The sequence below is a fragment of the Cupriavidus sp. FW306-01-F10A genome, from assembly GCF_058782785.1.
In genome coordinates this window covers 32,173-57,340 of sequence record NZ_JBYSYA010000031.1, presented here as the reverse complement: position 1 = coordinate 57,340, position 25,168 = coordinate 32,173, and the positions used below count along the sequence as shown (strand labels likewise).

Genomic DNA, 25,168 nt, shown 5'->3' with positions numbered 1-25,168 from the left:
CCAGCTCCCCTTCGCGCAATGCTTGCGAGCCGGCCGCGGTCACGTGGGGGTATCCCCGGCTTATCTGGCGTTCGTGAAGGCGGGGATACCGCTCCGCGCATTCGCCTGCCTTGCCAGCTCAAGCTCCTGCGCCGAAGCACGGTCGCGGACCCAAGCCAGCACCTTCGGCGTCATCAGCTTGTGCCATAACGGCGGAATCATCGCGATCACCATCGTTGTCAGGTAGCCGTTGATCATCATCGGCGCCGCCGGAAATGGCCGCAGGTCCTGGAAGGGCACCTCACCCTGGGCATGACGATGCGAGTGCCGGGTCAGGTTGAACATGGCCCATGAGCTGACACGCTTGTTGGTATTCCATGAATGGTGCGGCAGGACCGGCGTATCCGGATCGCGAACCATGCCGTAGTGCTCCATATAGTTCACGACCTCGAGCAGGGCCTTGCCAAGGAGTGTGCTCACGGCAAAATTGCCCGCGCCTTGCCAGCCACCGATCGCATAGGCGGCAACCAGCAGGATTGCGCTCATCAGCTGGCCGCGGATGACGGCGTTATAGGCGGAAAAAATGCCATGACCCTCGCGTTTCAGGCGCTCCTCCTCGATCTTCCATGCACTGATATTGCCCTTGATGGTCGATGCGACGCTATGGAAGTAGACATTGCGTCCGCGCGGCGCCGTGGCAGGATCGTGCCTTGTCGACACATAGCGGTGGTGGCCATAGACGTGCTCGATCGAGAAGGTGGTGTCGAAGCTGAACGCCAGCAGCCATCTGCCAACCAGCATCGATACCGGGTCCCAGGTGCGATGCGTCAGTTCATGGCCCGGGATGGTGCCGATCATGCCGATCATCAGGCCGGTGAGGAGTGCACCGCAGACATGGTGCCCCCAATGCGTGGCAGCTCGCGCGGCGAGTGCGTCGTAGCCGATGAGTTGGTGCACGAGAGCGCCGATACTGGACGATATCCGCCGCCGGCTGGCAATAGAGCACCTGAAGGCGAATCGCCTGACCATCCAGGAGATCGCATTCACGCTCGGCTTCAGCGACCTGGCGAATTTCAGGCGCGCCTTCAGGCGCTGGGAGGGTGTGGCGCCTTCCGATTACCAACGGCAAGTCCCCGGGATCGCTGCAACACCATCGGAACGTCGACGGCCCTGACCGTTGCGCGCATGGCGCAGCGATCCGGCATCAGCCCTTGCGCTACAAGCTACCAATCCAGCTATTACGATAAGTATCCTTATCGTAATAGCAACATCGATGCGCTAAACTGGCGTATATGAAAACTCGCTTGACCCTGACCGCCCCGGAACCGACCCCGCCATCCGGCTTCCCCGATGCCACCTCACTCGCCGCGCTGCGCGCCTGGCATGCCGGGCTGACGACGCGCGAAGCCGTCGCACGATATCTGGGCGAGGAGCGGGCGCAGGGCCAGTCGTCGCGCGGCATCCTCGGGCGCATCCGCCGCCAGCTTGCGGCATACGCCCGCAGCCGCCAGCGCGAGGACCTGGCTGCGCTGTTTGAAATTTCCGCGGCCGAGCGGGCGGAGAAGGGCAGGGCAGGGGACCATGCCATCGAGACGCTGCGCACGCTGCCGCCGCCGGCACCGGCCATCAGTGACGACATCGGCTTGTGGCTGGCGCCGCGCACGGTCGCTGCATTGCGGGCGCAGGGCATCGACACGCTGGCGGCACTGACCGTTCGGGTGCCGCGCCGGCGCCGCTGGTGGGCCGCGATCCCGGGCCTGGGCGCGGCCGGGGCCCGGCAGGTCGAAGCCTTCTTTGCCCGGCACCCGCAACTGACCGAACGCGCCCGGGCGCTGCTCGCGCAGGCGCCGCGGGGCATGGTCGTGCCATGGGAGCAACTGCGGCTGCCGCATGACGTGGATGGGTCGCAGGGGAAGTTCCGCGCGCCGCGTGCGACCTGCGCCCTCAATGCGGACAACGATTACGCGGCGATCCAGGCGTGGCTGGCCTTGCATGAGTCGCCAGCGACGCAGCGCACCTATCGCAAAGAGGCCGAGCGGCTGATCCTGTGGGCGATTGTCGAGCGCGAACGGCCGTTGTCGTCGCTGACCACTGAGGATGCGACGGCCTATCGCAGCTTCCTGCGGCGGCCGGCGCCCCGGGAACGCTGGGTAGGGCCAGCGAGACCACGTACCTCGCCCGACTGGCGTCCGTTCACCGGCAGCCTCTCGGCGCGCTCCACCGCCCATGCCTTGTCCATACTGGGGGCGATGTTCCGCTGGCTGATCCAGCAGCGCTATGTGCTGGCCAATCCGTTCGCCGGGATCAAGGTGCGCGGAGGAGGGCGGTCGGCGGCGCTGGACAGCTCGCACGCGTTCACGGAAGGCGAATGGCTGCTGATCCGCACCATTGCTGACGGCCTCGAATGGTCCTATGGCTGGGACGGCCCGGCGGCCCAGCGCCTGCGCTTTGTGCTGGACTTCGGCTACGCCACCGGACTGCGCGCCAGCGAGCTCGTCGGTGCGACGCTCGGGGACGTTGAAAGCGATCCCCATGGCGACCATTGGCTCAAGCTGGTTGGCAAAGGAGCCAAGGCTGGCAAGGTGGCACTGCCACCGTTGGCGCGCCTGGCGCTCGACAGCTATCTGGTGGAACGAGGCCTGCCAGTCACGCCGGCGCGATGGGATCCGCATACCCCGCTGATCGGCGGCCTTGGCCAGGATCCGGCCAGTGGCATCACCGGCACGCGCCTGTGGGGCGTGTTTCGGCGCTTCTTCAGGCAAGTGGCGGACTTGACCCAGGCGGATCACCCTTCCGCCGCCGACAAGCTGCGGCAGGCGAGCCCGCACTGGATGCGGCACACCCATGCGACTCATGCACTGGCGCGCGGCGCGGAATTGACGACAGTGAGGGACAACCTGCGCCACGCCTCGATCTCGACCACCTCGATCTACCTGCACGGCGACGAGATGAAACGGGCACGGCAAATCGGCGCGGCGTTTTCCGCGCCCTAGTGGCTTGGTGCGATGGCCCGGAGAACAGCCGGGGAGTGGAGGGCGCTCGAGCCGGCCGAACGCCATTAGCCGGAATCGTGGTCTGCAACGGCTATATCGATTTCTTTATCGCCGCATACCTTTCAAGGCTCTCTTTCCGCGCAACTTCGTGCTGCACGATCGGGGGTGGATAGTTCTCCCCAAGCTTCACCCCCGCTGTAGCCAGTACATTCACAGGCGCCGTCCATGGCGCATGGATGTACTTGTCCGGCATCTGTGCCAGCACCGGCAAGTACTTGCGGATAAATCGCCCCTGTGGATCAAATGTCTCCGATTGCTTGACCGGATTGAAGATACGGAAGTACGGCTGTGCATCGCAGCCCGTTGACGCAGCCCACTGCCACCCGCCGTTGTTGGCCGAGAAATCGAAATCATTGAGCTGGTCGGCGAAATATTGCTCGCCGCGTCGCCAGTCGACGCCGAGATCCTTGACGAGAAAGCTCGCAGTCACCATCCGTAGACGATTATGCATGTAGCCGCTCTGGCGGATCTGCAGCATCGCGGCGTCGACCAGCGGATAGCCGGTCTGCGCGTCGCACCATGCCTGAAAGTACCTGTCGCCCGTGACAGAGTCGACCCAGTGCAGCGCATCGTATTCGGGGCGGAAAGACTTGCCGTCGGCCACGCGGGGATGGTGGTGGAGGATCATGAAATAGAAGTCGCGCCAGATCAGTTCGGATAGCCAGACGGCCGCGCCGGCGCTTTCGCTGCCGCCGCGCAGTACGGCGTCAAGCGCGGCTCGCGCCAGCGTGCGGATCGAGATCGTGCCGAAGCGCAGGTGTACCGACAGGTAGCTCGGGCCGCGCAGCGAGGGGAAATCCCGCCGGTAGCCATAATCGCCGATGCGGTCGATGAATTCATCGAACAGTGCATGGGCGCCATCACTGCCGGTGGGCATTGCAATCTCGGCAAGATTGCTGACAGCGAAGCCGAGATCGTGCAGCATTGGCGAAGCCTTTGGATACTGGCGGGGCACCGGTGCCAGCGCGCCCAGATACTTGTCGACTGGATACGGTCGAAGGTCGAACGGCTGCACTGCGCGTAACCACGCGTTCTTGTACGGCGTGAAGACGCTGAACGGCTGGCCTTGGCCGGTCAAGAGCTCGTCAGCCTCGAAGATAACCTGGTCCTTGAATGTGAACAGCACCCGGGAGTCGGAAGCCAGTGCCTGACGCACGGCCGTGTCACGCCGCTTCGCGGCAGGTTCGTAGTCGTGGTTCGTGAAGACGGCTTCGGCATCGAGTTCGGCCGCCAGCCTGGGAATGGCATCGCGCGCGATATCGTCAAGCACAATCAGGCCGCCGCCCGCGTCGGTCAGCGTCCTGCGTAACGGCTCTAACGACCTCAGGATGAACTCTACACGTCGATCGACCTTGCGTCCGCGTGCAATCAGCGGGGCAAGGATTTCGCGATCGAAGACAAACACGCACCACACTTGGCGGCAGTGCTTGAGGGCATAGTGCAGCGCTGCATGGTCATCGGCGCGCAGGTCGCGCCGGAACCAGACCAGGCCACCCGCGAACTCCAGGTCGATTCGGTATGGCAGGCGTCCGGTGCCGGCTGTTTCGGGAGCAGGAGTAAGGGGATTCGGCATTGCCGTAATTTAGTCCCATGTAGCGTTGTCGCACAGCCCGATTTGCGGGTATTGCCTGCACCGCAGCCTGGCAGGATCAGCGTGACGCCAGAAACCGGGCTGTCTTCTGATGAATCCTGGAAGCTGAGCCGTACGTTGAATTGACCGGCGATAGCCTGCATATTCCGCACGGATTCGTGCCCGTTCCCACCCGACATACCGGATGCCAGCAGATTGGTGGATTTCCGGCGGCTTTGGATGCGCTGCGAAGATCTCGCCGACGCGATGATCGCCTCGATTGGTTAGCGCGCGGTTGGCCGCAGCATGTGGGGGGAAAGTAAGGCCGGCGCTACCGTAAGGTGGAGATAGGGCTTGAAGTCTGGAGGTGCCAACCGGCTGTTTGACCGCGCGCCGCTTCAATTCTTGAACTTGTGCGGCGCATCGTATATTTTCGAGGGGCATTCCGGTGGTTGCCGCCGTGCCGGCCGGTGCCTGTCACGATGATCGGGTTCATACAAGCCGCACTCGATAACGCATGCCCGGAACAACGGTTGTCAACCCCGTCCGCGCAGTGCGCGCGTGACCCTGCGCAGTTGCGTATCGCTGCCCCCTTGCTCCTGCCCATCAGAAAGGAGCTGCCATGGATGCAGTCCGGACATTGCTCGAAACCCAGCCGCTGCTCACGCTGTTCCTCACGGTTGCACTGGGCTATGTCTTCGGCGAGATCAATATCAAGGGCGTGTCGCTCGGTTCGGGCGCGGTGCTGTTCGTGGGGCTGGCGATCGGCGGGTTCGCGCCGAAGTCCGCGCCGCCTGCCATCCTTGGCACCCTAGGGCTGCTGCTCTTTCTCTATGGCATTGGGATCCAGTACGGGGAGCAGTTTTTTAAGGGTCTGACCAGCCCCGATGGCATCAAGGCCAACGCCGCTGCGGTCCTTGGCGTGGTTGGCTCCGGACTGCTCGCGGTTGCGTTGGTGCCGCTGGTCGGCGTGAAGCTAGACGAGTCGCTAGGCATGTTCGCCGGCGCGGGCACCAGCACGGCAAGCCTGCAGGCCGCGATGGCGGCGATGAAGAGCGACGGCGCCGCGGTGGGCTACAGCGTCGCATACCCAGTCGGCGTGGCAGGGCCGATCCTGTTTCTGTATGCCCTCACCGCGCTGCTCAAGCCGAATATCGTGCGGCCGCCGCCAAAGCTGATCGAGACCGCCGAGATTGCGCTGACGAACCCGGCGTTTATCGGCGCGCGGCTGTCGGAGGTGGTAGCGCGCCTACCGGACGGGGTGGCGATTGCCGCCGTGCGTCGCGCCCACCACAACCACCCCTCCGCCGACGACCTGGTCCTGCAGGCCAACGACGTGCTGCTCGCAACCGCCACCGACCCGGCCGTGCTGCGTGAAGCCACCTCGCTGTGCGGGGAACTGCAGCCGGGCCGCATGACAAGCCATCGCGAAGACCTGGACTATATGCGCGTGTTCGCCTCAAGCCGGCTCGTGGTCGGGCACACGCTGCGCGATATCCGTTTTCCCGAAGGCATGGTCTGCTCGATCGCCCATGTGCGGCGCGGTGATGCGGACCTGATGCCCCGCGATGACCTCACCCTCGAGTTCGGTGACCGCGTCGGCCTGCTGGTCAATCGCGCCCACATGAAGCCGATTCGCGCGCTGTTCGGCGACTCCATCAAGGGCACCGCCGAGCTGAGCTTTATCTCAATCGGCATCGGCGCGGCCCTCGGGCTGCTGGTGGGGCTGATCCCGGTGCCGATTCCCGGCGTCGGCACGCTGGCGCTGGGGCTAGCGGCGCTGCTGCTGGTCGCCCTCGTGCTCGGCCGGGTGCGCCGTCTCGGGCCGTTCGTCTGGACCATGCCGCTGTCGGCCAACCTGGTGCTGCGCAACTTCGGGCTGACCATCTTTCTCGCACAGGTGGGCATTGCATCCGGGCCGAAGTTCTTCGCCACCATCGGCGTGACCGGGGTGTCCTTCCTGATCTATGGCGTGGTGATTCTGCTTGCCCTGCTGCTGATTACTGCGATTTTCTGCCTCTGGGTCTTCAGGCTGCCGTTCGACCTGGCGGTGGGCGTGATCTGCGGCGCGACCGGCAATCCCGCCATCCTTGCCTTTGCCAACCGCGTCGCGCCCACCGACCGACCCGACCTCGGCTACTCGATGATCTTCCCGTCAATGACCATCGTGAAAATCCTGTTCGTACAGGTCGCCGCCACACTGGCTGGCGGATAGTGCAGGGCAACCTGGGCGAAGCGCGCCATGCGATTCGCCGCGGAGACCACATCATGGAAATCGCCGTCTTCAGCGCAAAGTCCTACGATCGTCAACATCTCGATGCCGCGAATGCGGCCGAAGGCCATCAGCTCAAGTACTTCGAAGTTTCCTTGGACAATGAGACGGTGGGCCTCGCCGCGGGCCACGGCGCAGTGTGCATCTTCGTCAATGACCGGGCCGATGCGACCGTGCTGGAAGCGCTCGGACGCGGCGGCACCAAGCTGGTCGCGCTGCGCTGCACGGGGTTCAACAACGTCGACCTGAACGCCGCGCAGGCGCTCGGGATCAAGGTAGTGCGCGTTGTCGACTACTCGCCCAACGCGGTCGCCGAGCACGCGGCGGCCCTGCTGATGGCGGTCAACCGCAAGATCCACCGGGCCTACAACCGCACGCGGGACTTCAATTTCTCGCTCGAAGGCCTGATGGGCTTCGACCTGTGCGGCAAGACCGTGGCCGTGATCGGCACCGGCAAGATCGGGCGCGTGTTTGCGAAAATCATGGTCGGGTTCGGTTGCAACGTGATCGGCTACGACAAGTACCCGTCCCCGGAATTCGAGGCCCTTGGTGGACGCTACGCGGACGAGGGAGAAATCGGCGCAAGCGCGGACTGCATCTCGCTGCATTGCCCGCTCACGCCCGAGACCCATCACATCATCAATGCCGAAACGCTGTCGCGCGCCAAGCCGGGGGCCTTGCTCATCAACACTAGCCGCGGCGGGCTGATCGACACGGAAGCAGTCATCGAAGCGCTCCGGAGCGGGCAACTCGGCGGGCTGGCGATCGACGTGTACGAGCAGGAGGCGGGCCTGTTCTTCCGCGACCTGTCCGGCACCATCGTCGACGACTCCGTGCTGCAGCAGCTAATCACGTTTCCTAACGTGATCGTGACCGGGCACCAAGCCTTCCTCACGCGCGAGGCCGTGACGACCATTTGCGAAACAACCTTGCGCAGCGTGACGGAGTTCGAAAGCGGCAAGCCGCTCACGAACGAAGTCGGTGCCGGTTGAACACGGCTGTCGGCCTCAAATCGTGCCCCGCTAATGGCTTAAACCGCTCCCCGAAAAGCCCACGGTCGGGAGAATGGCGCATGAAGAAGACTGCGGGAAATCAAGCCGCTCGAAGGGAATAGGGCAGCAAGGTCAAGGAAGCCAAAGCCGCGATGAGCCTGGCGTGGTGGAAATTCTTGCATCGACTTCAACCTTGCGAGCCGTCCTCCGTGGCTCCGCAACGCGCCTGGCTGCCCGCTCCGGCGAATGAACTTGCGAGCGAGCTACTACAAGGCAATTTGCATCAGCGTCCCGACATCGGCTGGGGGACAGTTGAGTTCCTGCGAGTGCATTACGGCAGGCGGCAGGTCAGAAAGGTTGATTGGCGCGAAGCCGAGGCGCGCGAAATAGCCGGATGCGGTCTTGGTCTGCAACACTATTGATGCGATCCCTTGCAGCCGGACGTCTGCCACGATTGCGGAAAGCAGAAGCTCGCCGAGACCTGCAGACCTTGCGCGCTGCGCAACAGCCAGTCCTCGAAGAAGTCCTGTTTCCCCATAGCGCTCCACGCCGGCACATCCGAGAAGCCCGGCATTGTCGCGGACCATGATGAAATGGGTGATATGTTCGCGTACCCCCTCGACGCAAAGTGAGGAAGCACGCAGGAGGGCCTCAACCTCAGGCCAATCCTTCTCAGTCGCATAGCGGGGACGCATGACATATTCCTTCATGCAAAGTTCGTCCCCGTCATCCTACTTTTGCCGGGATGCTTCCGCCCGTAGGGATTCTTCTTAAGTAGATTTGCTATCTCCCGGAAGCAGTCTGGCTGGCATGGCGGGCAGACAACATTCTTGCTCTTCAGCGGAGTTCTTTTGCGATGGCATGCGAGCGCGAAGTCCCTTGCCTGCGTCAGCCGGTGGCCCGACATGCGAGATGCCGCCCAACGTATCGCTGTTGGGACAGCATGAACTGGCTAGTTCCAGATGAGCGTGGCTTCTTGCAGCAAGTGACCAGGCAGGATGTAGTCGCCGTGCTCGATAGCGAGTGCCTCGAGTTCGCACAGACAGTCCTCGGACAATGCCGTCATGTCGAACCGGCAGTAGAGGTGTCGCTGTCGGAATGTGAGTTTTTCTCCGCGGAGCCCTCTGGCTAGCGCATCTGCAGACTCCACACAGACATGTTCGATGGTTCGGAACTGTACGACGATGCCGCGCTGTTGCCCAAGTCGTCCGAGTTCGAGCGCGTCTTCCCACGCGGTTTCATAGTCTAGATCGACAGTACTATCTATGCGCGAACTGATGTGCTCAAGCGCGCTTGCTCGATCACGTGCGACGTATACGCTCATAGGGGAGTCTCCCCGATGGGGTCCTTGTGGAGAGGAATATATTCCGAAATAGGGGGCTGGGCAACCCGACGCAGGCTCCAGCCGCAGCCCGAACGCATCAGATATCGTGGGCATCTGAAGATGGCCGATTCTGATTGCGCCGGGGGCATCCGCGAGGAAGCCCGGCAGACGCTGATGAATATCCACATAACCGGCGTAGCAGCGACCAGCCACCTCGTTGCTGCTGATGGATATCCACCACGTCAAGCGCATCAATGATCAGCACGGACACCTGGTGGGTGACCGCGTACTTGCTCGTTTCGCACAAACCGTGGGCCGGGCGCCGCCTTGCCGGCGCTGGCAGGCCCCTGGACGACGGCACGACAAGGCCGAAAGTGTCACGGCGAGAGTTGAGGCGTTTGCTGAAAGCAGAGCTAGGCTTCGTCTGCGGGAACCGCATGACCTTGATCCCGCAAGGCCTTTGTCCAGCGCTTGATACGTGCACGCAGTCGTCCCTGTGCAGCTCTTTCTATCGGCATGTCATTGACGCGGCTGATCGCTGTGCCGGGCAAGACGTAGCCGTGCTGCATCAGGGCCATACAGAAGACACGATCTTTGTCGCGATCCGCTGCCGCCTTGGCCATAAAGAGATCAACGACGTCCAGGCAATAGCCAACCCGCCCGTTCGTGCCCACGGTCTGGATACGCTGCAAGCGGCGTTGCCACCCGGCTGGAAGACACGCTGTCTCTGGCCCGACGCCCTGCGCGTAGTAACCGTATGTCTCGTGAAAGCGCGAGCCTTCGCCGATCGCCGCATCAATCGCATCCGCCTTGTGGGTGGCATTGAGCGGGTAGATGTCGGCCTCCGCGGACATCGTGAAGACCGCCGGGGGATTAGGGATCGGCCCCAGGATTGATTGGCTGCCAACGACAACGAACTCATATTCGTCTGTGATGTCGGCTGCAGCCCGAATGATGTGTTCCAGATTTTCCCGGTTCATTCCTGGTCTCCCAGGACAACGCCTGTCTTCAACGCTTGGACCTGTGCGAGCACATCCTGCCGAAGGGCATCTGGTAGAACTGTGGGCAGGGGAGAGGCCTGGCGAAGCTCTTGAGCACGCCGAGTCCGGCCGAGCGCTTTGCGCCACGACCGGTTCGCAAGAATCGTTTCCCACTCGGACCAGAGCGAATCGGACCGTGAGTCTCCCTGCGCGCGCCATCGTCTGAGGACCTCTTGGGCCCGGGCCAGTAGCGCGGGGTCATCCTGAATCAGGCGGATCGCTTCCTTGTGAAGCGCCATGCTCTGCAAGTCCTGAACTTCATGGCGGCTGGGATCAGTCCTGACCCGAACCTGAACCTGCGGTATGGCCCGCTTGGATGAGGCGGCAGCAGAGTTCGCCGGCGCCGGTTGGAAAGTATCGCTGACTAACAGGGCAAGGTCACCGGCAACTCCCAGGACGGACATGACGCGCAGGTATGTGCCCATGGTCGGCGCGGGGTCGCCTGCCTCAACGGCAGCGAGAGTCGTCCGGGAGATGCCAACGCGCTTGGACATCTCGACCGTGCCAAGCCCTTTGGCCTTCCGCAGGCGTTTGATGCGGTCGCCTAGTTGCAGCAGCAAGTGACGCTCGAGGACTGAGGTGGTATCAGTGAAGGCTGGCATATGTCCAGTATTTTAGGCAAAATCTGCAGATTAGACTAGTTTACTGAACAAATTATGGCGTTTGGCTCATGCAGTAACCTTTGATCCGAATGCGCATTGTGGACACATAGAGTTTCGCTCCATCGGGCCGCTAAGGCAGAAGACCCTGAAACTGCCACCCAGGCCATCGCTAACGATCGAATCACAATTTAACATAATATACATTATGCGAGTATCGAGATATGGGCCAATTAGTATTGGCGTACTTGGCTAAACAGCATGTCATACCCTCGCCAAAACTGACCTGCTGTCGGCTTTCTTCCCGTGGCTAAGCCCGTGACACCACAGACTGGCTGTTATATGCTCCAAGCCACACTTGCCTTCCAGTCGGTCCACACAAGAACAAGGCATCAGCCAAACCTGCATGTTCAAATTCATCGGGTATTTTCGACAGCGGCTGCGCTACCTGGACCTGAGCCTGAAGGCCAGCCGGTCCGTCCGGATCCGCGTCGTCGAACGGCCTGGCTTGTGGATGGATGCCCGGCAGCTTGAAGCCATGCTGGCCGAGATGCGCGGCATCGTGCAGCGGGGAATCGGCAAGGATCTCGATTACGGGGTGCTTTCCGGCGACCCTGAAAGGCTGCGGCGGGCCGTGATCACGCTGCTTTATGACCGGGACAGCGGCCAGCCGATTGCGTTCAATGCGCTGTCGGTCATGCCGATCGAGGTCAAGGGCCGTCCGGTCGAGGCGATTCACCTTGGGCTGGTGATGGTCGATCCGGGCTATCGCACGCAAGGACTGTCCTGGGTGCTGTACGGGCTGACCTGCATCCTGCTTTTCTTCCGCCGCGGCCTGCGCCCGATCTGGATCAGCAATGTGACCCAGGTGCCGGCCATTATCGGCAAGGTCGCCGAGGTCTTTGTCACGGCCTATCCCAATCCCTTTGAGCCGTCGCGGCGCAGCTTTGAACACCTGAGCGTGGCCCGCGAGATCATGAAATCGCATCGGCATGTCTTTGGCGTTGACGGGGCGGCGGGATTTGACGAGGCGCGGTTCGTGATTACCGATGCCTATACCGGCGGCTCGGACAATCTCAAGAAGACGTTCGAGCAGGCGCCGAAGCATCGGGACGAGCGCGCCAACGAACTCTGCCGGCGGGAACTCGATTACCAGCGCGGCGACGATTTCCTGCAGGTCGCCTGCCTGGACCTGGCCAGCGCGCGGAAATACCTGTTGCGGGAAGTGCCTCGGGACTCGTTGCCCGCCATCCTTTATCAGATTGCGTTCCTGGCTGTCGGTCGGATCGTCCTGCCATTGTTCCACTGGCTGAATCCGCGCGAGCCGCTGGGAGACCTGCGCGCCAGGAAGAGTCAATGATTCCACCCTTCTCCTACGAGGAATTCACGACCCGCAACATCGGTTTCGTGACCGACGCGGAACAGCAGCAATTGCGCAATGCACGGGTGCTGATCTGTGGCGTCGGCGGCATGGGCGGCGCCTGCCTGCAGGCGCTGGCACGGGTGGGCATTGGCGGCTTTGCGCTGGCGGACTTCGATGCGTTCGACGTGTCGAACCTGAACCGCCAGGTGTTTGCCAGCCTGGATACCGTTGGCGTGAACAAGGTCGAGGCCACCGTGGCGCAGATCCGGCGCATCAACCCGGAACTTGCCATCGAGACCTTCGGCGCCGAGTGGACCGACAGGCTCGATGACCTGCTGGGCCGTTACAAGATCGTGGTCAACGGCATGGATGACATGGCCGCGGGCCTCGCGCTCTATCGCAAGGCGCGGGAGCATGGTGCGACCGTCATCGACGCCTATACCGCTCCCCTGCCCTCCGTCACGGTTGTCCGTCCGCAAGATCCCCGGCCCGAGGAGCGTCTTTCCTATCCCACGGCCGGCATGGACTGGAAGTCCCTGACGCCGGAGCTCAGGCAGGAATGCCTGGGCAAGGAACTGGAATACGTGATGGTCCACTCGAGTTCGGTCCGGCATGTGGAGCTAGGCATCGCCAAGGACCTGCTGACCGGCAAGCGCAAGCGCATGTCGTTTGCACCGATGGTGATCACCACCGGCAACCTGATGGCGTTCGAGGTGATCAAGCTGGTGCTCGGCCGGCCGCGGCTGGCCGGTGTGCGCGGCTATTTCTTCAATCCCTGGACCATGCGTGTCGAGACGCCGCGCAATGCGCTGACGGCATGGGCGGTGCGCGCGCTGGTACGGCGCTTCATGGCGAGGTTGATGCGAGATGAGGGTTGACGCGTGATTGACGCCCTGGCAAGCGATGTGGCCGTTACCTGGCTCGGCGCGGTGGGCTGTGGGCTCTGCCTGCATTTCCTTTGGTCCCGGCGCGAGGCCGGGGCCGGCACGGGCCTGTTCCTGTTCGGGGTGCTGACGGCGCTGCTGGCAGTGCGGGGCTTTTCCTGGCTGCTTGGCGGCACGGTGCTGGCTCAGCTGGTGTTTGCGGCGGCAACCCTGCTGCCCATTGCCATGACCCTGTTTGCCGAGCACCTGGTGCGGCGCCACCACCCGTTGTGGCTGAAGCTGCTGGCGCTGGGCGTGTCGGTGGTGTTCTTCGTCATCAATCTCTTTACCGATCTGCCGGGCAATACGCCGCTGCTGCTGATGTTCCTTGGCTGCTTCGCCGTGGTGACCGCAAGCAATGGCTGGTTCCTGCTGTGGCTGCGCGATGCCGAACTGTCCGACAACGAGGAACGCCTGGCCCGGGCGGTAGTGGTGGTCGTGGCCCTGGCCGTCCCGCTCGCGGCCACCGACTTCCGCGAGGAGCTCGGCCATGTGCCGGTTCGCCTGGGGGCGCTCGGGGCGCTGGCATTTGTCTATGTGTTCCTGAACCTGTCGGAATCGCAGCGGGTCGTGCGCGGGCTGCTGGTGCATATCGCAGCCGCCCTGCTCTTCGCCGTCGTGCTGGCCAGCGTGATGGCGCTGGCTTCGCGCGGGCCCGGCCCGGGCTTTGCAGAGGCCGGCCTGCGCGGCATGCCCGTTGCCATTGCATGGGTGCTGCTGACGGCCATTTTTGTCCGCATTCGCGCCGTTTCGCTGGCTGGTGATGGCAACGCGTTCCTGCGCTGGCTGCTCCACGCCCGGCTGGATACGCCAGAGGGTTTCCTGCATTCGCTCAGGCGCCTGCCGCAGACCACCGACCATGTGGTGCTCGGCAACGCGGAGCTTGCGGGCTACGCGCTGGACGCGTTGTTCGACCTGGCAGGAAGGCGGCGTGAGCCCGTCTCGATCGGCGACGCCAGGGCCTGGGCCAGGATCCGGGAAGGCGATGGGGTCGAGGCTGCGGAACAGCTGGTAGACCTGCTCGAGCGCCATGAAATGACCCATGCCCTGCTCATCGCGCGCCAGCCCGCGCAGGTGGTGCTGCTGAACCTGCCGCAAGGCGCCAACGCGGCGATCGGCGAGCTGCGCGCGGCGGTGATCCTGCGGCTGGCGCGCCATCTCGGGCAGCGGGAGGCCGCATGACAACCGTGCTGCGTGAAGGCGATTTCGACGCGTTCTTTGAGGCGCCCTTCGCCTGCTATGGCCGTGATACCCATTTTGTCTCGCCGATGAAGGGGGATCTTGCGCGCGCACTGGACCCGGCGAAGAACCCGCTGTTCCGGCAGTTTGCGCGCCGCACCTGGTTCACCGCCCATCGGGACGGACGGATCGTGGGCCGTATCCTGGCCCATATCCACGATGCATCCAATCATCAATACGACCAGAAGCGCGGCTGCTTCGGCATGTTCGACTGCGTCGATGACGTGGAGGTCGCGCAAGCGCTGCTCGACGCGGCGGCGGCCTGGGTGAAGCGCAACGGCTGTGACGAACTGGCTGGCAGCTTCAACCTGACGATCACGCAGATGATCGGCATCGTCACCGAGGGCTTCGAGCATCCGCCATACACCTACCAGGAATACACACCGCCGCATATTGCCAGGCTGCTCCAGGCATGCGGCTTCGAGCCGTTCTTTCCGATGCGCACGTTCGAGCTCGACGTGCGCAGCTACGATCCGCAGCAGTTGATCGGCAACAAGCAACGCGCGCTGCTGGATGATCCCGCCTGGCAATTCAAGCCGATCCGGCGGCGCGGCTTTGACCGGCGCCTGCTGGAGGCATGCACTGTCCTGAACGATGGTTTCTCCGGCAACCCGATGTTCGTGCCGCTGACGGCGGAGGAATTCCTGTTTCCCTGCGCCGGCATGATGTGGATCATCGACGAGCGGCTGTCCTATACCGCTTATTTCAACGGGGAGCCGATCGGGGTGCTGCTGTGCGTGCCGGATCTCAACCCGTTTCTGCGCGCCACCGGCTTCCGCCTGAAGCTGTCGACGCTCTGGCATCTGATCAGGTTCCGCGCCAGCCGCAAGCGTGCGGCGATCATCTTCTTTTCCGTGCGCAGGGACTACCACAGCCGCGGCGTCAACGGCGTCATGCTGCACCATCTGCTCACGGCGATGCGCGGTGCCGGGTACTCGCACCTGGGCATCAGCTGGGTGTCGGATTCGAATGGCGCCAGCCAGAAGCAAATGGAGAAGATGTGCGCCAGGCCACTGCATCGGCTGCATCTCTTCAAAAAGGCCATCTAGCGACATGCTCACGCTCGATCAGCATCTCACCCTGGTTGCCCAGGCTGGCCGCGCTCCCAGCGCGCACAATATCCAGCCCGCGCGCTGGCGCTTTGCCGGCGACAAGGTTGAACTGTTTGAAGAGCCTGCGCGATGGCTGTCCGTGGGCGACCCCTCCGGACGGGACAACCAGATCGCCCTGGGCATGGCCTGGGAAGGCATGGCCATGGCGTTGTCGACGCTCGGGTTGGGGCTCACGCAGCCTGCGGTCTCCGGCCTGCCCTACCCGCCCGCTACCCCGGGCTTGCGCGCGGCCGCATCCGGCCTGATCACATCAGGTGCGAGCCCGGATCCCCTAGCCGCCTTCGTGGACGCGCGCCGCGCCTATCGAGGCAAGTTTCTCCGTGCGACCCCGGCACAGATCAAGTCGTTGGGCGAATGCGCTGCAGCCCACGCGGAGTTCGTCACGCTGGCCAGCGAGAACAGCACGGCGCAAATCGCCAGATGGTATGACGACGCCGCGGCTGCGGGATTGAATGACCCACGGTTTGCCGAGGAGCTCTGCCACTGGCTGCGCTTGTCACCGCACGATCCAGGCTGGCCGCGCGACGGGCTTTCGGCCGAATGCATGGCACTGTCGCGGTGGGAAGCCTGGGGCGCGTCGATTGCGCTGAGACCTCGTGTGCTCCGGCTGCTCTCGGCGCTTTCGCTAAGCGGCCTGCTGACATCGGAAAGCGCAAAAGTGAAAAGCGCGGCGCGGATCGTCCTGATCCATGCCGCACCCGAGGTCACGAGCTTTGACATCGGGCGCCGCTGGTACCGGTTCTGGCTGGCCATGACTGCCAGGGGCTTTGCCGGCGTGCCGATGTCGGCGCTGGCCGATTCACCTGGCCATGCCGCCATGCTTGCCGAAAGCCAGCGCTTGCCGCGGGGGAATCGGCTCGTCAATGTGATGCGCTTCGGGCCGGTGCCGGATCGTGGCATTGCGCAAAGCGCCCGGCTCCCAGTCGCGGAACTGCTGCAGGATTTCTGACGGCAGCTAGAGCAATTTCAGGAATTCCAGCAGCGCATCCTTGTCGCTTTCGGCAAGGGTAGAGAATTCCTTCTCATGGCCGCGGTTGTCGCGCCCCGCTGTCGCCGTGTCGTAGAGCACGGGTTTCGACCACGGCCGGTAGCTGGCCGGATAGGCCCAGGTACCGTCGGCATCAAGCCTGCCGGCGATGCCCAGCTTGCCGTAGTCCAGTGCATGACCGCCGACCCAGAAGCGCCTGGGCCGCGCCTGCGGATGCATGAGATGCCAGAGCGTGGGCACGGAGCCGTTATGAAGGTATGGTGCCGTCGCCCATACGCCGGAGAGGATGGGCGCGACATAGCCACCGGTGTTTGCCGCGTCGATATGCCTGCCCAGCTCGGAGCGCGAGATGGCTTGCAGCAGGCCGGGATCGATTGCTTGCCAGCGCGTCGGGTCAGTCCCGATATCCGCCTGCGCCACCAGCCGGTTGGGGAAGCTGACAAGGCGCGGGCGCTCTGGGTCCTGGCTGTAGCTGCCATGGCACTGGGCGCAGTTGGCATCAAAGACGGCGCGGCCGCGCGCGGCGCGGGAGCGGTCAACCGGCCCCGGAAACGGCGGCGGGGTGTAGCCCGCCATGAACCGCATGACGTCTTCCACCTGCGGAATCGCGCGGCCGGCGCGATCCGGTGGCATGCCCATGGTCGGCACGGTAAAGAAGGCCACGATATGCGCCAGCCTCCCGGCATCGCTGGCGGCACCGGGTGCCACCGGCGCAAAGCGCGGCGTGCCTTTGCTGGTATAGACGCCGTCGTAGAGCAGCGATGAGCGCAGGCTGCGGTAGCCCAGTTCCGGAATCGAGGTGGAACCACTGGCGGCCGTGCCCGCCGAGAGCTGATGAAACTGGAACTTGAGTGCCGCGACCCCATTGGTGCTGCCGGCCGCGCCGTTGCTGAACGGCAGCGGCTCGTCACCGCTGGCTTCGAGTTCCGCCACCCGTTTTACCAGCCGCGGCCAGACGAATTTCCGGATGGTATCCAGTTCCTCCTTGCTGGTTTCGGGGTAAAGCTGGTGGATGGCCGAGAGGAGCTTTTCCGGATCGGATTTCACCCGCTTCACCGCCTGATAGACCGCGGCGACGAAGGCGTCGAGGTTGAGGGAGGTATTCGGCAGGCCCAGCCAGACATCGTTGGTGGGACGCCCGTCCTTGCCGTAGGTGATGCCCGCATGGCACGATGCGCATCCCAGGTTGGACACTTCCAGGCGGATCTTCGGGAGGTTCCGGCCGATCATTCCGCTGACCACGCCCAGGGGCTTGTCGAACCTGGGCTGTTGCTGGCGCGGCCAGTTGCGGACCGCATCGGGATAGATGAAGCCGAACTCGCGCAGGGCCCGGCGCAAGGCATCCTGGGTGACCGGAACGCCGGGGCCGCCGGCCAGCAGCAGCGCCGTCGTCGCCAGCTTCCACGGCAGTGCATTGGTCTCAAGGGTATCGGTGCTCAGGCCGCCGAAGTCCTCGAAGACAAAGCGCGCCGCCCCGAGGTCATCGGCACGATCCCCGGCCCGGAAGTCCCGCATGACCGCGGATTCGCCTTCAGCATAGCCGCGCAGGAAATCGCATCCCGACAGCGAAGCCAGGGACAGACCGATCGCGAGCACGCGTACAAGGGGCATCGTAGTCAACGTCCGACAGTGCGCGCCAGGGAATCCGGACCGCGCCGCGCTGATGGTAGCCGACGATCCGTGCTGTCTCAAGCCAGCCGCTGCAGCCAGCCGCTGCAGCCAGGCCACTGCCCAGGTGGCGCCGCGACAAACTGCCGAGGCAGCTTTACCCGGCGGGCGCCGTTACCATCACCACGTGCGCCTGCATCGGCACAGCCAGTGGACCCGCGCCGTAAGCCTTCAGGAGTGCCTGTTCGCAGTGGTCGGTTGCCCGGCCGAGCGCATCCGGCCCGCGCCGCTCAAGGTCGGCGCGCAACGGCGTGCCCTGGCAGAATGCGACCGCCGGGATGCGGGCGGCGCTGGCGCGGCTGGTTGCCGCGACGGTTTCAAAGACCGGGGATGACTGGAAGCCGCCCAGGCGCAGGTCCTGCTCGATGGCGGCCTGGCTGTGGTAGCCATGCGGAACGCGGGCCATGAACTCGGGCGGTGAGTCGGGAAACAGCGTGGCGAGCGCCGCGGTGACATCGCGGGCAAATGCGTTGAACTCCAGCTGGTCCCAGACATTGAAGATCAGCGTGCCGCCCGGCACCAGCACGCGGCGGGCTTCGGCGAAGGCGCGGCCCTTGTCGGGGAAGAACATCACGCCAAACTGGCAGGCGACCATGTCGAAGCTGCCATCAGCGAACGGCAGCGCCATGGCGTCGGCCTCGCGCCAGTGCACCGGACGGCTGGTGCCGGCCTGCTCCGCCCGCGCCAGCATCGGCGCGTTGAGGTCGGTGGCAACGATCAGGGTATCGGCCGGCAGCCGCCCGGCGATTTCCCGGGTCAGCACGCCGGTGCCGGCGGCCAGTTCCAGCACCCGGCGCGGCTGCAGCGCGGCGATGCGGGCAGCCATGTCGGCAGCGTATGGCGCAAAGATCATCGGCACCATCAGGGCCTCATAGACTTCCGGAATCGCGCCCGCGAAGACTTTGTCCGAGTGTTGCAAGTCCATGAAACCCCCTGCCCTGGCGTGGAAGATGCCGGCATCGCCTGACTGGGTGTAGGACACATTGGAGCGAAAGTAAACCGTGGCGGCCATTCCTAATCGCGGATGCGCGGCATCCAGCCGCTGCCGCGCGTGCGCGGATCCACCGGCAGCTGGCGCTGCAGCGCGGCCTTGGCCAGCATGTGGGCACTGATCGGCGCGGTCAGGAACAGGAAGGCGGTCACCAGCAGTTCATGCAGGCTGGCATCGCCCCGGAAGCTGAAGTACGCCACCGAGGCCAGCACCACCCCGCCCACGCCCAGCGTGGTCGACTTGGTCGGCCCATGCAGCCGCATGAAGAAGTCCGGCAGCCGGAACAGCCCGATCGCCCCGACCAGCATGAACACGCTGCCCACCAGCAGCAGCGCGCACACAATAAATTCCGCAACAGGATGCAGCATCTGACATTCCCTAGTATTCGATGATGTCGCCGCGCTGCAGGTACTTGGACAGCGCCACGGTGCCGACGAAGCCCATCACCGCGATCAGCAGCGCGGCCTCGAAGAACAGTGCCGAATCCAGGCTGATGCCTAGCACCACGATCAGCGCGATGGCGTTGATATTCAGCGTGTCCAGCGCCACGATGCGGTCCGGCAGGCTGGGTCCGCGCAGCAGCCGCGCCAGGGTCAGCAGGAAGGCCAGGCCCAGGATCACCAGGCAGACCGGTATCACGATGGCAAGCATTGGAAGATCTCCTTGAGCGGGGTTTCATAGCGCGACTTGATCAGCTCGACCAGCGCGGCTTCTTCCTCCAGATCCAGCACGTGCACGAGCAAGGCGCGGCGGTCGTCGCTCAGTTCTGCGCACAGCGTGCCGGGGCTGAGCGAGACGATGCTGATCAGTGCGGTGGTGGCGAGTTCGTGCTCGACATCGAGCGGCACCACGATAAAGGCGGGGCGCAGGCGCGCGGTGGGGCCCAGCACCATGATGGCCACTTCCACGTTGGCTTTCACGATATCGAACAGCACATGGATGCTGAGCCGCAGGATCAGGTCCGGCCGCGACAAGCGGAAGGCGCCCAGCACCAGCCAGCGGTCGGCCAGCCGGCCGATGGCCCAGCCCAGCAGTGCCCCCAGCAGCCAGTGCCCGGGGGCCAGGCTGTTGGTCAGCAGCAGCCACATGATCATCAGGATCAGGCTCAGCCAGGGATGGGGAAGCAGGCGCTGCAGCATGGCCTACCCCGGCTGCCCGGGCAGCACTGCCCGGAGATAGGCGGCGCGGTCCAGCAACTGCGCCGCCGCGTCGGCCACATAGTCGCTGACCGGCCGCGCGCATACCGTCAGCGCGACATTGCCCGCCAGCAGCAGTGCGCAGCAGGCCAGCTTGCGCGCGTCGGGCCGCACGCGCACGCGTGCCGCGCCGGGATGGTCTTCGTCGAGGTATTCATCCCCTTCCGGCACGCGCTCCGCCTCATGCGGCAGCCGCCACAGCAGCCGCGTGCCGGTGCGGGACACGGCAATCAGCAGCAGCAGGCCCGACACCAGCACCGCGGACCACAGCGCAGGCACCCACGGCGGCGGGGTCGCGCGCAGCACCATGGCCTTGCCGAGGAAGCCCGACAGCGGCGGCAGCCCCACCGCTGCCACCACGCCCACCAGGTACAGCAGCCCGGCCAGCCGCGAGGCACTGACCGGGGCCCCGTCCTCGCGCCCAGGCTCCGGCTCCAGCGCGTCGGCCAGCAGGAACAGCGCGGCGGTGCACAGCGTGGTGCTGAGCAGGTAGAACATCGCCGCGGCCCAGCCGGCTTGCGTCTGCATCGATACGCAGGCGGCCAGCAATCCGACCGATGCCACCACCAGGTAGCTGGTCATCGCGCGCAGCGTGCCGGCGGCGACCGCGCCCAGTGCGCCGACCGCCAGCGTGACCAGCGCCAGCACGAACACCCAGTCATGCAGGAACGGCCCCAGCAGCCCCTGCGGGCCGCCGAAGATCAGCGCATCGCAACGCAGCATCGCGTAGATGCCGACCTTGGTCATGATGGCAAACAGCGCCGCGACCGGGCCGGTGGCGCTGGCGTAGGCGCGCGGCAGCCAGAAATACAGCGGAAACAACGCCGCCTTCAGCGCAAAGACCAGCATCAGCATGGCGCCGGCGGCCACCGCCAGCGGCAGGTCCTGGGCCGGCAGGCCGGCCAGGCGCAGGCCCAGGTGCGCCATGTTCAGCGTGCCCGACAGCCCGTACAGCACGCCGACCGCCACCAGGAAGAACGACGACGCCACCAGGTTCAGGATCACGTAGTGCAGCCCGGCGCCGACCCGCGCCCGCCCTGCCCCATGCACCAGCAGGGCATAGGACGCGATCAGCAGGATCTCGAAGAAGACGAACAGGTTGAACAGGTCGCCCGCCAGGAAGGCGCCGTTCAGGCCCATCACCTGGAACTGGAACAGCGCATGGAAATGCCGGCCCTGCCGGGCCGTGCCCTCTCCCGCCGCCGCCAGCGCTGCCACGGCCAGCACCACGGTCAGGGCTAGCATCATCGCGCCGGTGCGGTCCAGTTGCAGCACGATGCCGAACGGGGCGGACCAGTTGCCCACCGCATAGACCGCAATCTCGCCGCCAGCCGCCTGGCGCAGCAGGTGCACCGCCACTGGTGCCAGCATCAGCGTGGCCACGGCGCAGACGATGCGCTGCGCGCGCAGCCGCTGGGCCGGCATCGCGGTCAGCAGCGCACCGGCAAACATGGGGATCAGGATGGGCAGCAGCACGGCGTGGTTCATGGCCGCGGCCCCTGCTTACCGCCATCGGCGGCGCGCCCCTCGGGCTGGCCGGCGGCGTCGACGTGGTCGCTGCCGGTAAGCCCCAGCGAGCGCAGCGCCAGCACCACCGCGAACGCCGTCATGCCGAACGCGATCACGATCGCGGTCAGCACCAGCGCCTGGGGCAGCGGATCGGCATAGCTGGCGCCCGCCACGATCACCGGCGGCCGCCCGATCGACAGGCGGCCCATGCCCAGCAGGAACAGGCTGACCGCATACGACAGCAGCGTCAGCCCCAGCACCACGGTGAAGACGCGCTCGCGCAGCAGCAGGTAGATGCCGCCCGCGGCCAGGATGCCGACGGTGATGGCGTAGAGCGCGGCCATCAGGCGTCCTCCGCGGCCTGTGCCGGCGGCAGGTTGCGCACGCCCAGGTGCGATACGATCACCAGCGTGGTTCCGGTCACGGTGCAGAAGACTCCCAGGTCAAAGAGCATCGCCGTGGCCAGTTCCACCTCGCCGATGCCCGGTATGTGGAAATGCCCGAAGGCGGTGGTCAGGAACGGATAGCCGAAGGCCAGGCTGCCCAGTCCGGTCAGGCCCGCCAGCAGGATGCCCCCGCCGGCAATAGCGCGATAGTCCGGCGCAATGCGCGCTTCGGTCCAGCGCACGCCGCTGGCAACGTACTGCAGCAGCAGCGCCACCGATGTGATCAGCGCCGCGACAAAGCCGCCGCCCGGCAGGTTGTGCCCGCGCAGCAGGATAAAGACCGCCACCAGCAGCGTCAGCGGCAGCATCAGCCGCGCCAGCATGGCCAGCAGCAGCGGATGCGCCTGGCTGCTCCACGGCAGGCCATCGGGCGCTGCCGACGGCGTGTCCAGCCGCATGCCCTTGAGCAGCGCCTGCACCGCCAGCCCTGCGATCAGCAGCACGCAGATCTCGCCCATGGTGTCGAAGCCCCGGAAATCCACCAGCAGCACGTTGACCACGTTGTGCCCGCCGCCGCCGGGCACGGACTGGTCGATGTAGAAGGCAGACACCGGGTCATAAGGCCGTGTCATCACCGCGTAGGCCGCCACTGCCAGCAAAGTGCCGCCGCCGAGCGCCAGCACCGCATCCCGCCCGCGGCGCGCAGCCCCGGCGTGCTCCGGCGTGTCGCGCGGCAGGTAGAACAGCGCCAGCACCAGCAGCAGGATCGTCACCACCTCAACCGAGATCTGCGTCAGCGCCAGGTCCGGCGCGGAGAACCGCAGGAACGCCATCGACACCATCAACCCGCAGCCGCCCAGCAGCACCAGCGCGAGCAGCCGCTGGCGGTGCGTCACCACCACGCCTACCCCGAACAGCCCGAGCAGCGCCAGCGTGGCGGCCCCGATCAGGTCGATGGCGCCCGCCGGCACGCTGCCGCCGAGCCATTCCAGGTCGGCCAGGAAGTATGCCGGCACGGCCAGCAGCGCCAGCAGCATCCAGGCGACATAGGTCTGCAGCGAGCCGTTCTCGAGCCAGCGCGTGACGGCCGCGGCAACGCGTTCCAGCGCATGCATGCCATGCTCGAACGACTGGCGCGCGCTCAGGTGGTCGATCGCCTGCTGCAGGCGCCGCAGCGCGTCGCGGCGCAGGAAGAACAGCGCCGCGCCGCCGGCCATCGACACCAGGCTCATCAGCAGCGGCAGGTTGACCCCGTGCCACAGGTTCAGGCTGTACTCCGGCAGGGGCGCGCGCAGCGTGGCCAGCGAAGCCGCCGCCAGCAGGTCGCCCACGGTATAGGCCGGCACCAGCCCGACCACCAGGCAGATCACCACCAGGAACTCCACCGGCACCTTCATGAAGCGCGGCGGCTCGTGCGGCGGGTAGTTGGGCACGTCGGGCTGCCGGGCGCCGAAGAACACCCCGTAGATAAAGCGCAGCGAATAGGCCATCGTCAGCGCCCCCGCCAGCGTCGCCGCGGTCGGGATCACCCAGTTGAAGTCGCCCAGCAGGCCCTGCGCCAGGGTCTCGCCGAAGAACATTTCCTTGCTGAGGAAGCCGTTGAACAACGGCACCCCCGCCATCGACAGCGATGCCACGATGGCCAGCACCGCGGTGTGCGGCATGTAGCGCGCCAGCCCGTGCAGGCGGTCCAGGTCGCGCGTGCCGGTTTCATGGTCGATGATGCCTGCCGCCATGAACAGCGACGCCTTGAACACCGCGTGGTTGATGATATGGAAGATGGCCGCCACCGTGCTGAGCTGGGTATCGAGCCCGAACAGCAGCGTGATCAGGCCCAGGTGGCTGATGGTGGAATAAGCCAGCAGCCCTTTCAGGTCCCGCTGCAGCAGCGCCAGGCCGGCGCCCACGATGAGCGTGGCCAGCCCGGTCATGCTGACCAGGTAGAACCAGCCGTTGGTGCCGTCCAGCACCGGATAGAGCCGCGCCAGCAGGAACACGCCGGCCTTGACCATGGTGGCCGAGTGCAGGTAGGCCGAGACCGGCGTGGGCGCGGCCATGGCATGCGGCAGCCAGAAGCTGAACGGGAACTGCGCTGACTTGGTGAAGACCGCCAGCAGGACCAGCACCAGCATCGGCAGGTACAGCGGGTCGTGCTGCACCTTGCCGGCCTGCGCCAGCACCACGGACAGCTCGAAGCTGCCGCAGATATGGCCCAGCAGCAGCACCCCGGCCAGCAGCGCCAGCCCGCCGCCGCCCGTGACCGCCAGCGCCATGCGCGCGCCCTGGCGCGCATCGGTGCGCCATGACCAGAAGCCGATCAGCAGGAACGACAGGATGCTGGTCAGCTCCCAGAACACCACCAGCAGCAGCAGGTTGCCTGCCAGCACCACGCCCAGCATGGCCGCCATGAACAGCAGCAGCAGGCAGAAGAAGCGCACCGCGGATTCATTGCGCGCGAGGTAGTAGCGCGCGTACAGGATCACCAGCAGGCCCACGCCGAGCACCAGCAGCGCAAACAGGTACGACAGGCCGTCCAGCCGCAGCGACAGGTCCAGCCCGAGCTGCGGCAGCCACGCCACGCGCCAGCCCAGCGCATGCCCCGGCTGCTCGAAGACCGCGCCGCGCAGGCTCAGCAGCAGCACCAGCGCGGCCAGCGGCAAGCCGATGACGACAGGCGCCAGCATGCGCGCGGCGCGCATGCCGATCAACCACGTCAGCGCCGCGGCCAGCAGGGGCAGCGCGATCAGCAGCACCAGCGCCATGCGCCCCCCTCAGCCGTTGCCCGGGGGCACGGCCGGCGCGTGCCGGCCGCCGACGCGCCGGGCGGCAAGCCGGGCCGATGGTAATTGTCTTGCAAATGGGGCGGTGGTCATGGGCCAAGTCCTCTATGCGGGCATTCGTGCCCCCTACTTTCCGGATTCTGCCGGCATTGCGCAAGTCATGCTTGCCTTATTGCGCGGCGCA

24 protein-coding genes are annotated in these 25,168 nt (G+C 65.3%); 10 read left to right on the top strand and 14 right to left on the bottom strand.

From position 1 onward, the window contains the following. Positions 1 to 60: 60 nt before the first annotated feature. Positions 61 to 936, bottom strand: a complete 876-nt coding sequence (locus AC3WLF_RS28670) for an alkane 1-monooxygenase (RefSeq protein WP_492359138.1) — start codon at positions 934 to 936, stop codon at positions 61 to 63. Here AC3WLF_RS28670 and AC3WLF_RS28665 point away from each other — a divergent pair. Both AC3WLF_RS28665 and AC3WLF_RS28660 read left to right on the top strand, forming a co-directional pair. Next, positions 923 to 1,153, top strand: coding sequence for a helix-turn-helix domain-containing protein (locus AC3WLF_RS28665; protein ID WP_492359137.1), 231 nt, complete (start codon positions 923 to 925; stop codon positions 1,151 to 1,153). The two genes, AC3WLF_RS28670 and AC3WLF_RS28665, sit on opposite strands and share 14 nt — an antisense overlap. Before the next feature lie 118 nt (positions 1,154 to 1,271). Continuing rightward, positions 1,272 to 2,972, top strand: a complete 1,701-nt coding sequence (locus tag AC3WLF_RS28660; protein WP_492359136.1) for a site-specific integrase — start codon at positions 1,272 to 1,274, stop codon at positions 2,970 to 2,972. A gap of 91 nt (positions 2,973 to 3,063) precedes the next feature. Here the strand turns inward: AC3WLF_RS28660 and AC3WLF_RS28655 are convergent, their stop codons facing one another. After that, a complete protein-coding gene (locus AC3WLF_RS28655; RefSeq protein WP_492359135.1) occupies positions 3,064 to 4,605 on the bottom strand; it encodes a cryptochrome/photolyase family protein in 1,542 nt (513 codons plus the stop codon). A 619-nt stretch (positions 4,606 to 5,224) separates the two neighbouring features. On the opposite strand from AC3WLF_RS28655, the gene AC3WLF_RS28650 reads away from it, so the two are divergent. After that, a complete protein-coding gene (locus AC3WLF_RS28650) occupies positions 5,225 to 6,817 on the top strand; it encodes an aspartate:alanine exchanger family transporter (RefSeq protein WP_492317724.1) in 1,593 nt (530 codons plus the stop codon). 53 nt (positions 6,818 to 6,870) lie between these two features. Further along, on the top strand, positions 6,871 to 7,866 hold the full coding sequence (locus AC3WLF_RS28645; protein ID WP_492352591.1) for a 2-hydroxyacid dehydrogenase: 996 nt from the start codon (positions 6,871 to 6,873) through the stop codon (positions 7,864 to 7,866). 266 nt (positions 7,867 to 8,132) lie between these two features. Here AC3WLF_RS28645 and AC3WLF_RS28640 read toward each other — a convergent pair whose 3' ends face one another. Together AC3WLF_RS28640 and AC3WLF_RS28635 are read right to left on the bottom strand one after the other, a co-directional pair. Then, positions 8,133 to 8,576 carry a GNAT family N-acetyltransferase gene (locus tag AC3WLF_RS28640; RefSeq protein WP_492317726.1) on the bottom strand — a complete coding sequence of 148 codons (444 nt, stop codon included), beginning with the start codon at positions 8,574 to 8,576 and terminating at the stop codon, positions 8,133 to 8,135. 242 nt (positions 8,577 to 8,818) lie between these two features. After that, positions 8,819 to 9,190, bottom strand: coding sequence for a PHA-granule associated protein 4 (locus AC3WLF_RS28635; RefSeq protein ID WP_492317727.1), 372 nt, complete (start codon positions 9,188 to 9,190; stop codon positions 8,819 to 8,821). Positions 9,191 to 9,416: 226 nt separating this feature from the next. On the opposite strand from AC3WLF_RS28635, the gene AC3WLF_RS28630 reads away from it, so the two are divergent. Beyond that, the gene (locus AC3WLF_RS28630; protein ID WP_492317938.1) at positions 9,417 to 9,665 is read left to right on the top strand and encodes a diguanylate cyclase domain-containing protein; all 249 of its coding nucleotides are present in this window, start codon (positions 9,417 to 9,419) and stop codon (positions 9,663 to 9,665) included. Here the strand turns inward: AC3WLF_RS28630 and AC3WLF_RS28625 are convergent. After that, positions 9,604 to 10,170, bottom strand: a complete 567-nt coding sequence (locus AC3WLF_RS28625; RefSeq protein ID WP_492317728.1) for a DUF6036 family nucleotidyltransferase — start codon at positions 10,168 to 10,170, stop codon at positions 9,604 to 9,606. The genes AC3WLF_RS28630 and AC3WLF_RS28625 overlap by 62 nt on opposite strands. Next, the gene (locus AC3WLF_RS28620) at positions 10,167 to 10,832 is read right to left on the bottom strand and encodes a helix-turn-helix transcriptional regulator (RefSeq protein ID WP_492317729.1); all 666 of its coding nucleotides are present in this window, start codon (positions 10,830 to 10,832) and stop codon (positions 10,167 to 10,169) included. Before AC3WLF_RS28620 ends, AC3WLF_RS28625 begins: the two co-directional genes overlap by 4 nt. 403 nt (positions 10,833 to 11,235) lie before the next feature. Between AC3WLF_RS28620 and AC3WLF_RS28615 the strand changes: the two genes are divergently transcribed. From AC3WLF_RS28615 to AC3WLF_RS28595, 5 genes are read left to right on the top strand one after another with little or no spacing between them, the layout of a single operon-like run. After that, positions 11,236 to 12,189 (top strand): hypothetical protein, encoded by a 954-nt coding sequence (locus tag AC3WLF_RS28615; protein WP_492359134.1) that lies wholly within the window; start codon positions 11,236 to 11,238, stop codon positions 12,187 to 12,189. Next, positions 12,186 to 13,070, top strand: a complete 885-nt coding sequence (locus tag AC3WLF_RS28610) for a HesA/MoeB/ThiF family protein (protein ID WP_492359133.1) — start codon at positions 12,186 to 12,188, stop codon at positions 13,068 to 13,070. Before AC3WLF_RS28615 ends, AC3WLF_RS28610 begins: the two co-directional genes overlap by 4 nt. 3 nt (positions 13,071 to 13,073) lie before the next feature. After that, positions 13,074 to 14,297, top strand: a complete 1,224-nt coding sequence (locus tag AC3WLF_RS28605; protein WP_492317732.1) for a hypothetical protein — start codon at positions 13,074 to 13,076, stop codon at positions 14,295 to 14,297. Continuing rightward, positions 14,294 to 15,403, top strand: coding sequence for a GNAT family N-acetyltransferase (locus AC3WLF_RS28600; protein ID WP_492359132.1), 1,110 nt, complete (start codon positions 14,294 to 14,296; stop codon positions 15,401 to 15,403). Before AC3WLF_RS28605 ends, AC3WLF_RS28600 begins: the two co-directional genes overlap by 4 nt. 4 nt (positions 15,404 to 15,407) lie before the next feature. After that, a complete protein-coding gene (locus tag AC3WLF_RS28595; RefSeq protein WP_492359131.1) occupies positions 15,408 to 16,415 on the top strand; it encodes a nitroreductase family protein in 1,008 nt (335 codons plus the stop codon). Between the two features lie 6 nt (positions 16,416 to 16,421). Here AC3WLF_RS28595 and AC3WLF_RS28590 read toward each other — a convergent pair whose 3' ends face one another. The 8 genes from AC3WLF_RS28590 to AC3WLF_RS28555 all read right to left on the bottom strand — a co-directional run bounded on the left by AC3WLF_RS28590 (position 16,422) and on the right by AC3WLF_RS28555 (position 24,966). Beyond that, entirely contained in the window at positions 16,422 to 18,065 is a 1,644-nt protein-coding gene (locus tag AC3WLF_RS28590; RefSeq protein ID WP_492356756.1) for a c-type cytochrome, read from the bottom strand. 154 nt (positions 18,066 to 18,219) lie between these two features. Further along, the gene (locus AC3WLF_RS28585) at positions 18,220 to 19,047 is read right to left on the bottom strand and encodes a class I SAM-dependent methyltransferase (protein ID WP_492317736.1); all 828 of its coding nucleotides are present in this window, start codon (positions 19,045 to 19,047) and stop codon (positions 18,220 to 18,222) included. 89 nt (positions 19,048 to 19,136) lie between these two features. Continuing rightward, positions 19,137 to 19,481, bottom strand: a complete 345-nt coding sequence (locus tag AC3WLF_RS28580; RefSeq protein WP_013956828.1) for a Na+/H+ antiporter subunit G — start codon at positions 19,479 to 19,481, stop codon at positions 19,137 to 19,139. A 10-nt stretch (positions 19,482 to 19,491) separates the two neighbouring features. After that, complete coding sequence (locus tag AC3WLF_RS28575) at positions 19,492 to 19,764, bottom strand: K+/H+ antiporter subunit F (RefSeq protein ID WP_013956829.1); 273 nt, start codon at positions 19,762 to 19,764, stop codon at positions 19,492 to 19,494. Continuing rightward, the gene (locus AC3WLF_RS28570) at positions 19,749 to 20,252 is read right to left on the bottom strand and encodes a Na+/H+ antiporter subunit E (RefSeq protein ID WP_010812079.1); all 504 of its coding nucleotides are present in this window, start codon (positions 20,250 to 20,252) and stop codon (positions 19,749 to 19,751) included. The genes AC3WLF_RS28575 and AC3WLF_RS28570 overlap by 16 nt, the downstream gene beginning before the upstream one ends. A 3-nt stretch (positions 20,253 to 20,255) precedes the next feature. Beyond that, positions 20,256 to 21,797 (bottom strand): monovalent cation/H+ antiporter subunit D, encoded by a 1,542-nt coding sequence (locus AC3WLF_RS28565; RefSeq protein ID WP_492317737.1) that lies wholly within the window; start codon positions 21,795 to 21,797, stop codon positions 20,256 to 20,258. Then, entirely contained in the window at positions 21,794 to 22,162 is a 369-nt protein-coding gene (locus AC3WLF_RS28560) for a Na+/H+ antiporter subunit C (protein ID WP_492317738.1), read from the bottom strand. Before AC3WLF_RS28560 ends, AC3WLF_RS28565 begins: the two co-directional genes overlap by 4 nt. Continuing rightward, entirely contained in the window at positions 22,162 to 24,966 is a 2,805-nt protein-coding gene (locus AC3WLF_RS28555; RefSeq protein ID WP_492359130.1) for a monovalent cation/H+ antiporter subunit A, read from the bottom strand. Before AC3WLF_RS28555 ends, AC3WLF_RS28560 begins: the two co-directional genes overlap by 1 nt. Positions 24,967 to 25,168 lie beyond the last annotated feature (202 nt).

Bases quoted from the DNA above. Each gene is read 5' to 3' on its own strand.
- AC3WLF_RS28665 (WP_492359137.1), top strand. From the start codon at position 923: ATGAGTTGGTGCACGAGAGCGCCGATACTGGACGATATCCGCCGCCGG.
- AC3WLF_RS28660 (WP_492359136.1), top strand. From the start codon at position 1,272: ATGAAAACTCGCTTGACCCTGACCGCCCCGGAACCGACCCCGCCATCC.
- AC3WLF_RS28655 (WP_492359135.1), bottom strand. From the start codon at position 4,605: ATGCCGAATCCCCTTACTCCTGCTCCCGAAACAGCCGGCACCGGACGC.
- AC3WLF_RS28650 (WP_492317724.1), top strand. From the start codon at position 5,225: ATGGATGCAGTCCGGACATTGCTCGAAACCCAGCCGCTGCTCACGCTG.
- AC3WLF_RS28645 (WP_492352591.1), top strand. From the start codon at position 6,871: ATGGAAATCGCCGTCTTCAGCGCAAAGTCCTACGATCGTCAACATCTC.
- AC3WLF_RS28640 (WP_492317726.1), bottom strand. From the start codon at position 8,576: ATGAAGGAATATGTCATGCGTCCCCGCTATGCGACTGAGAAGGATTGG.
- AC3WLF_RS28635 (WP_492317727.1), bottom strand. From the start codon at position 9,190: ATGAGCGTATACGTCGCACGTGATCGAGCAAGCGCGCTTGAGCACATC.
- AC3WLF_RS28630 (WP_492317938.1), top strand. From the start codon at position 9,417: ATGGATATCCACCACGTCAAGCGCATCAATGATCAGCACGGACACCTG.
- AC3WLF_RS28625 (WP_492317728.1), bottom strand. From the start codon at position 10,170: ATGAACCGGGAAAATCTGGAACACATCATTCGGGCTGCAGCCGACATC.
- AC3WLF_RS28620 (WP_492317729.1), bottom strand. From the start codon at position 10,832: ATGCCAGCCTTCACTGATACCACCTCAGTCCTCGAGCGTCACTTGCTG.
- AC3WLF_RS28615 (WP_492359134.1), top strand. From the start codon at position 11,236: ATGTTCAAATTCATCGGGTATTTTCGACAGCGGCTGCGCTACCTGGAC.
- AC3WLF_RS28610 (WP_492359133.1), top strand. From the start codon at position 12,186: ATGATTCCACCCTTCTCCTACGAGGAATTCACGACCCGCAACATCGGT.
- AC3WLF_RS28600 (WP_492359132.1), top strand. From the start codon at position 14,294: ATGACAACCGTGCTGCGTGAAGGCGATTTCGACGCGTTCTTTGAGGCG.
- AC3WLF_RS28595 (WP_492359131.1), top strand. From the start codon at position 15,408: ATGCTCACGCTCGATCAGCATCTCACCCTGGTTGCCCAGGCTGGCCGC.
- AC3WLF_RS28590 (WP_492356756.1), bottom strand. From the start codon at position 18,065: ATGCCCCTTGTACGCGTGCTCGCGATCGGTCTGTCCCTGGCTTCGCTG.
- AC3WLF_RS28585 (WP_492317736.1), bottom strand. From the start codon at position 19,047: ATGGACTTGCAACACTCGGACAAAGTCTTCGCGGGCGCGATTCCGGAA.
- AC3WLF_RS28580 (WP_013956828.1), bottom strand. From the start codon at position 19,481: ATGCTGCATCCTGTTGCGGAATTTATTGTGTGCGCGCTGCTGCTGGTG.
- AC3WLF_RS28575 (WP_013956829.1), bottom strand. From the start codon at position 19,764: ATGCTTGCCATCGTGATACCGGTCTGCCTGGTGATCCTGGGCCTGGCC.
- AC3WLF_RS28570 (WP_010812079.1), bottom strand. From the start codon at position 20,252: ATGCTGCAGCGCCTGCTTCCCCATCCCTGGCTGAGCCTGATCCTGATG.
- AC3WLF_RS28565 (WP_492317737.1), bottom strand. From the start codon at position 21,797: ATGAACCACGCCGTGCTGCTGCCCATCCTGATCCCCATGTTTGCCGGT.
- AC3WLF_RS28560 (WP_492317738.1), bottom strand. From the start codon at position 22,162: ATGGCCGCGCTCTACGCCATCACCGTCGGCATCCTGGCCGCGGGCGGC.
- AC3WLF_RS28555 (WP_492359130.1), bottom strand. From the start codon at position 24,966: ATGGCGCTGGTGCTGCTGATCGCGCTGCCCCTGCTGGCCGCGGCGCTG.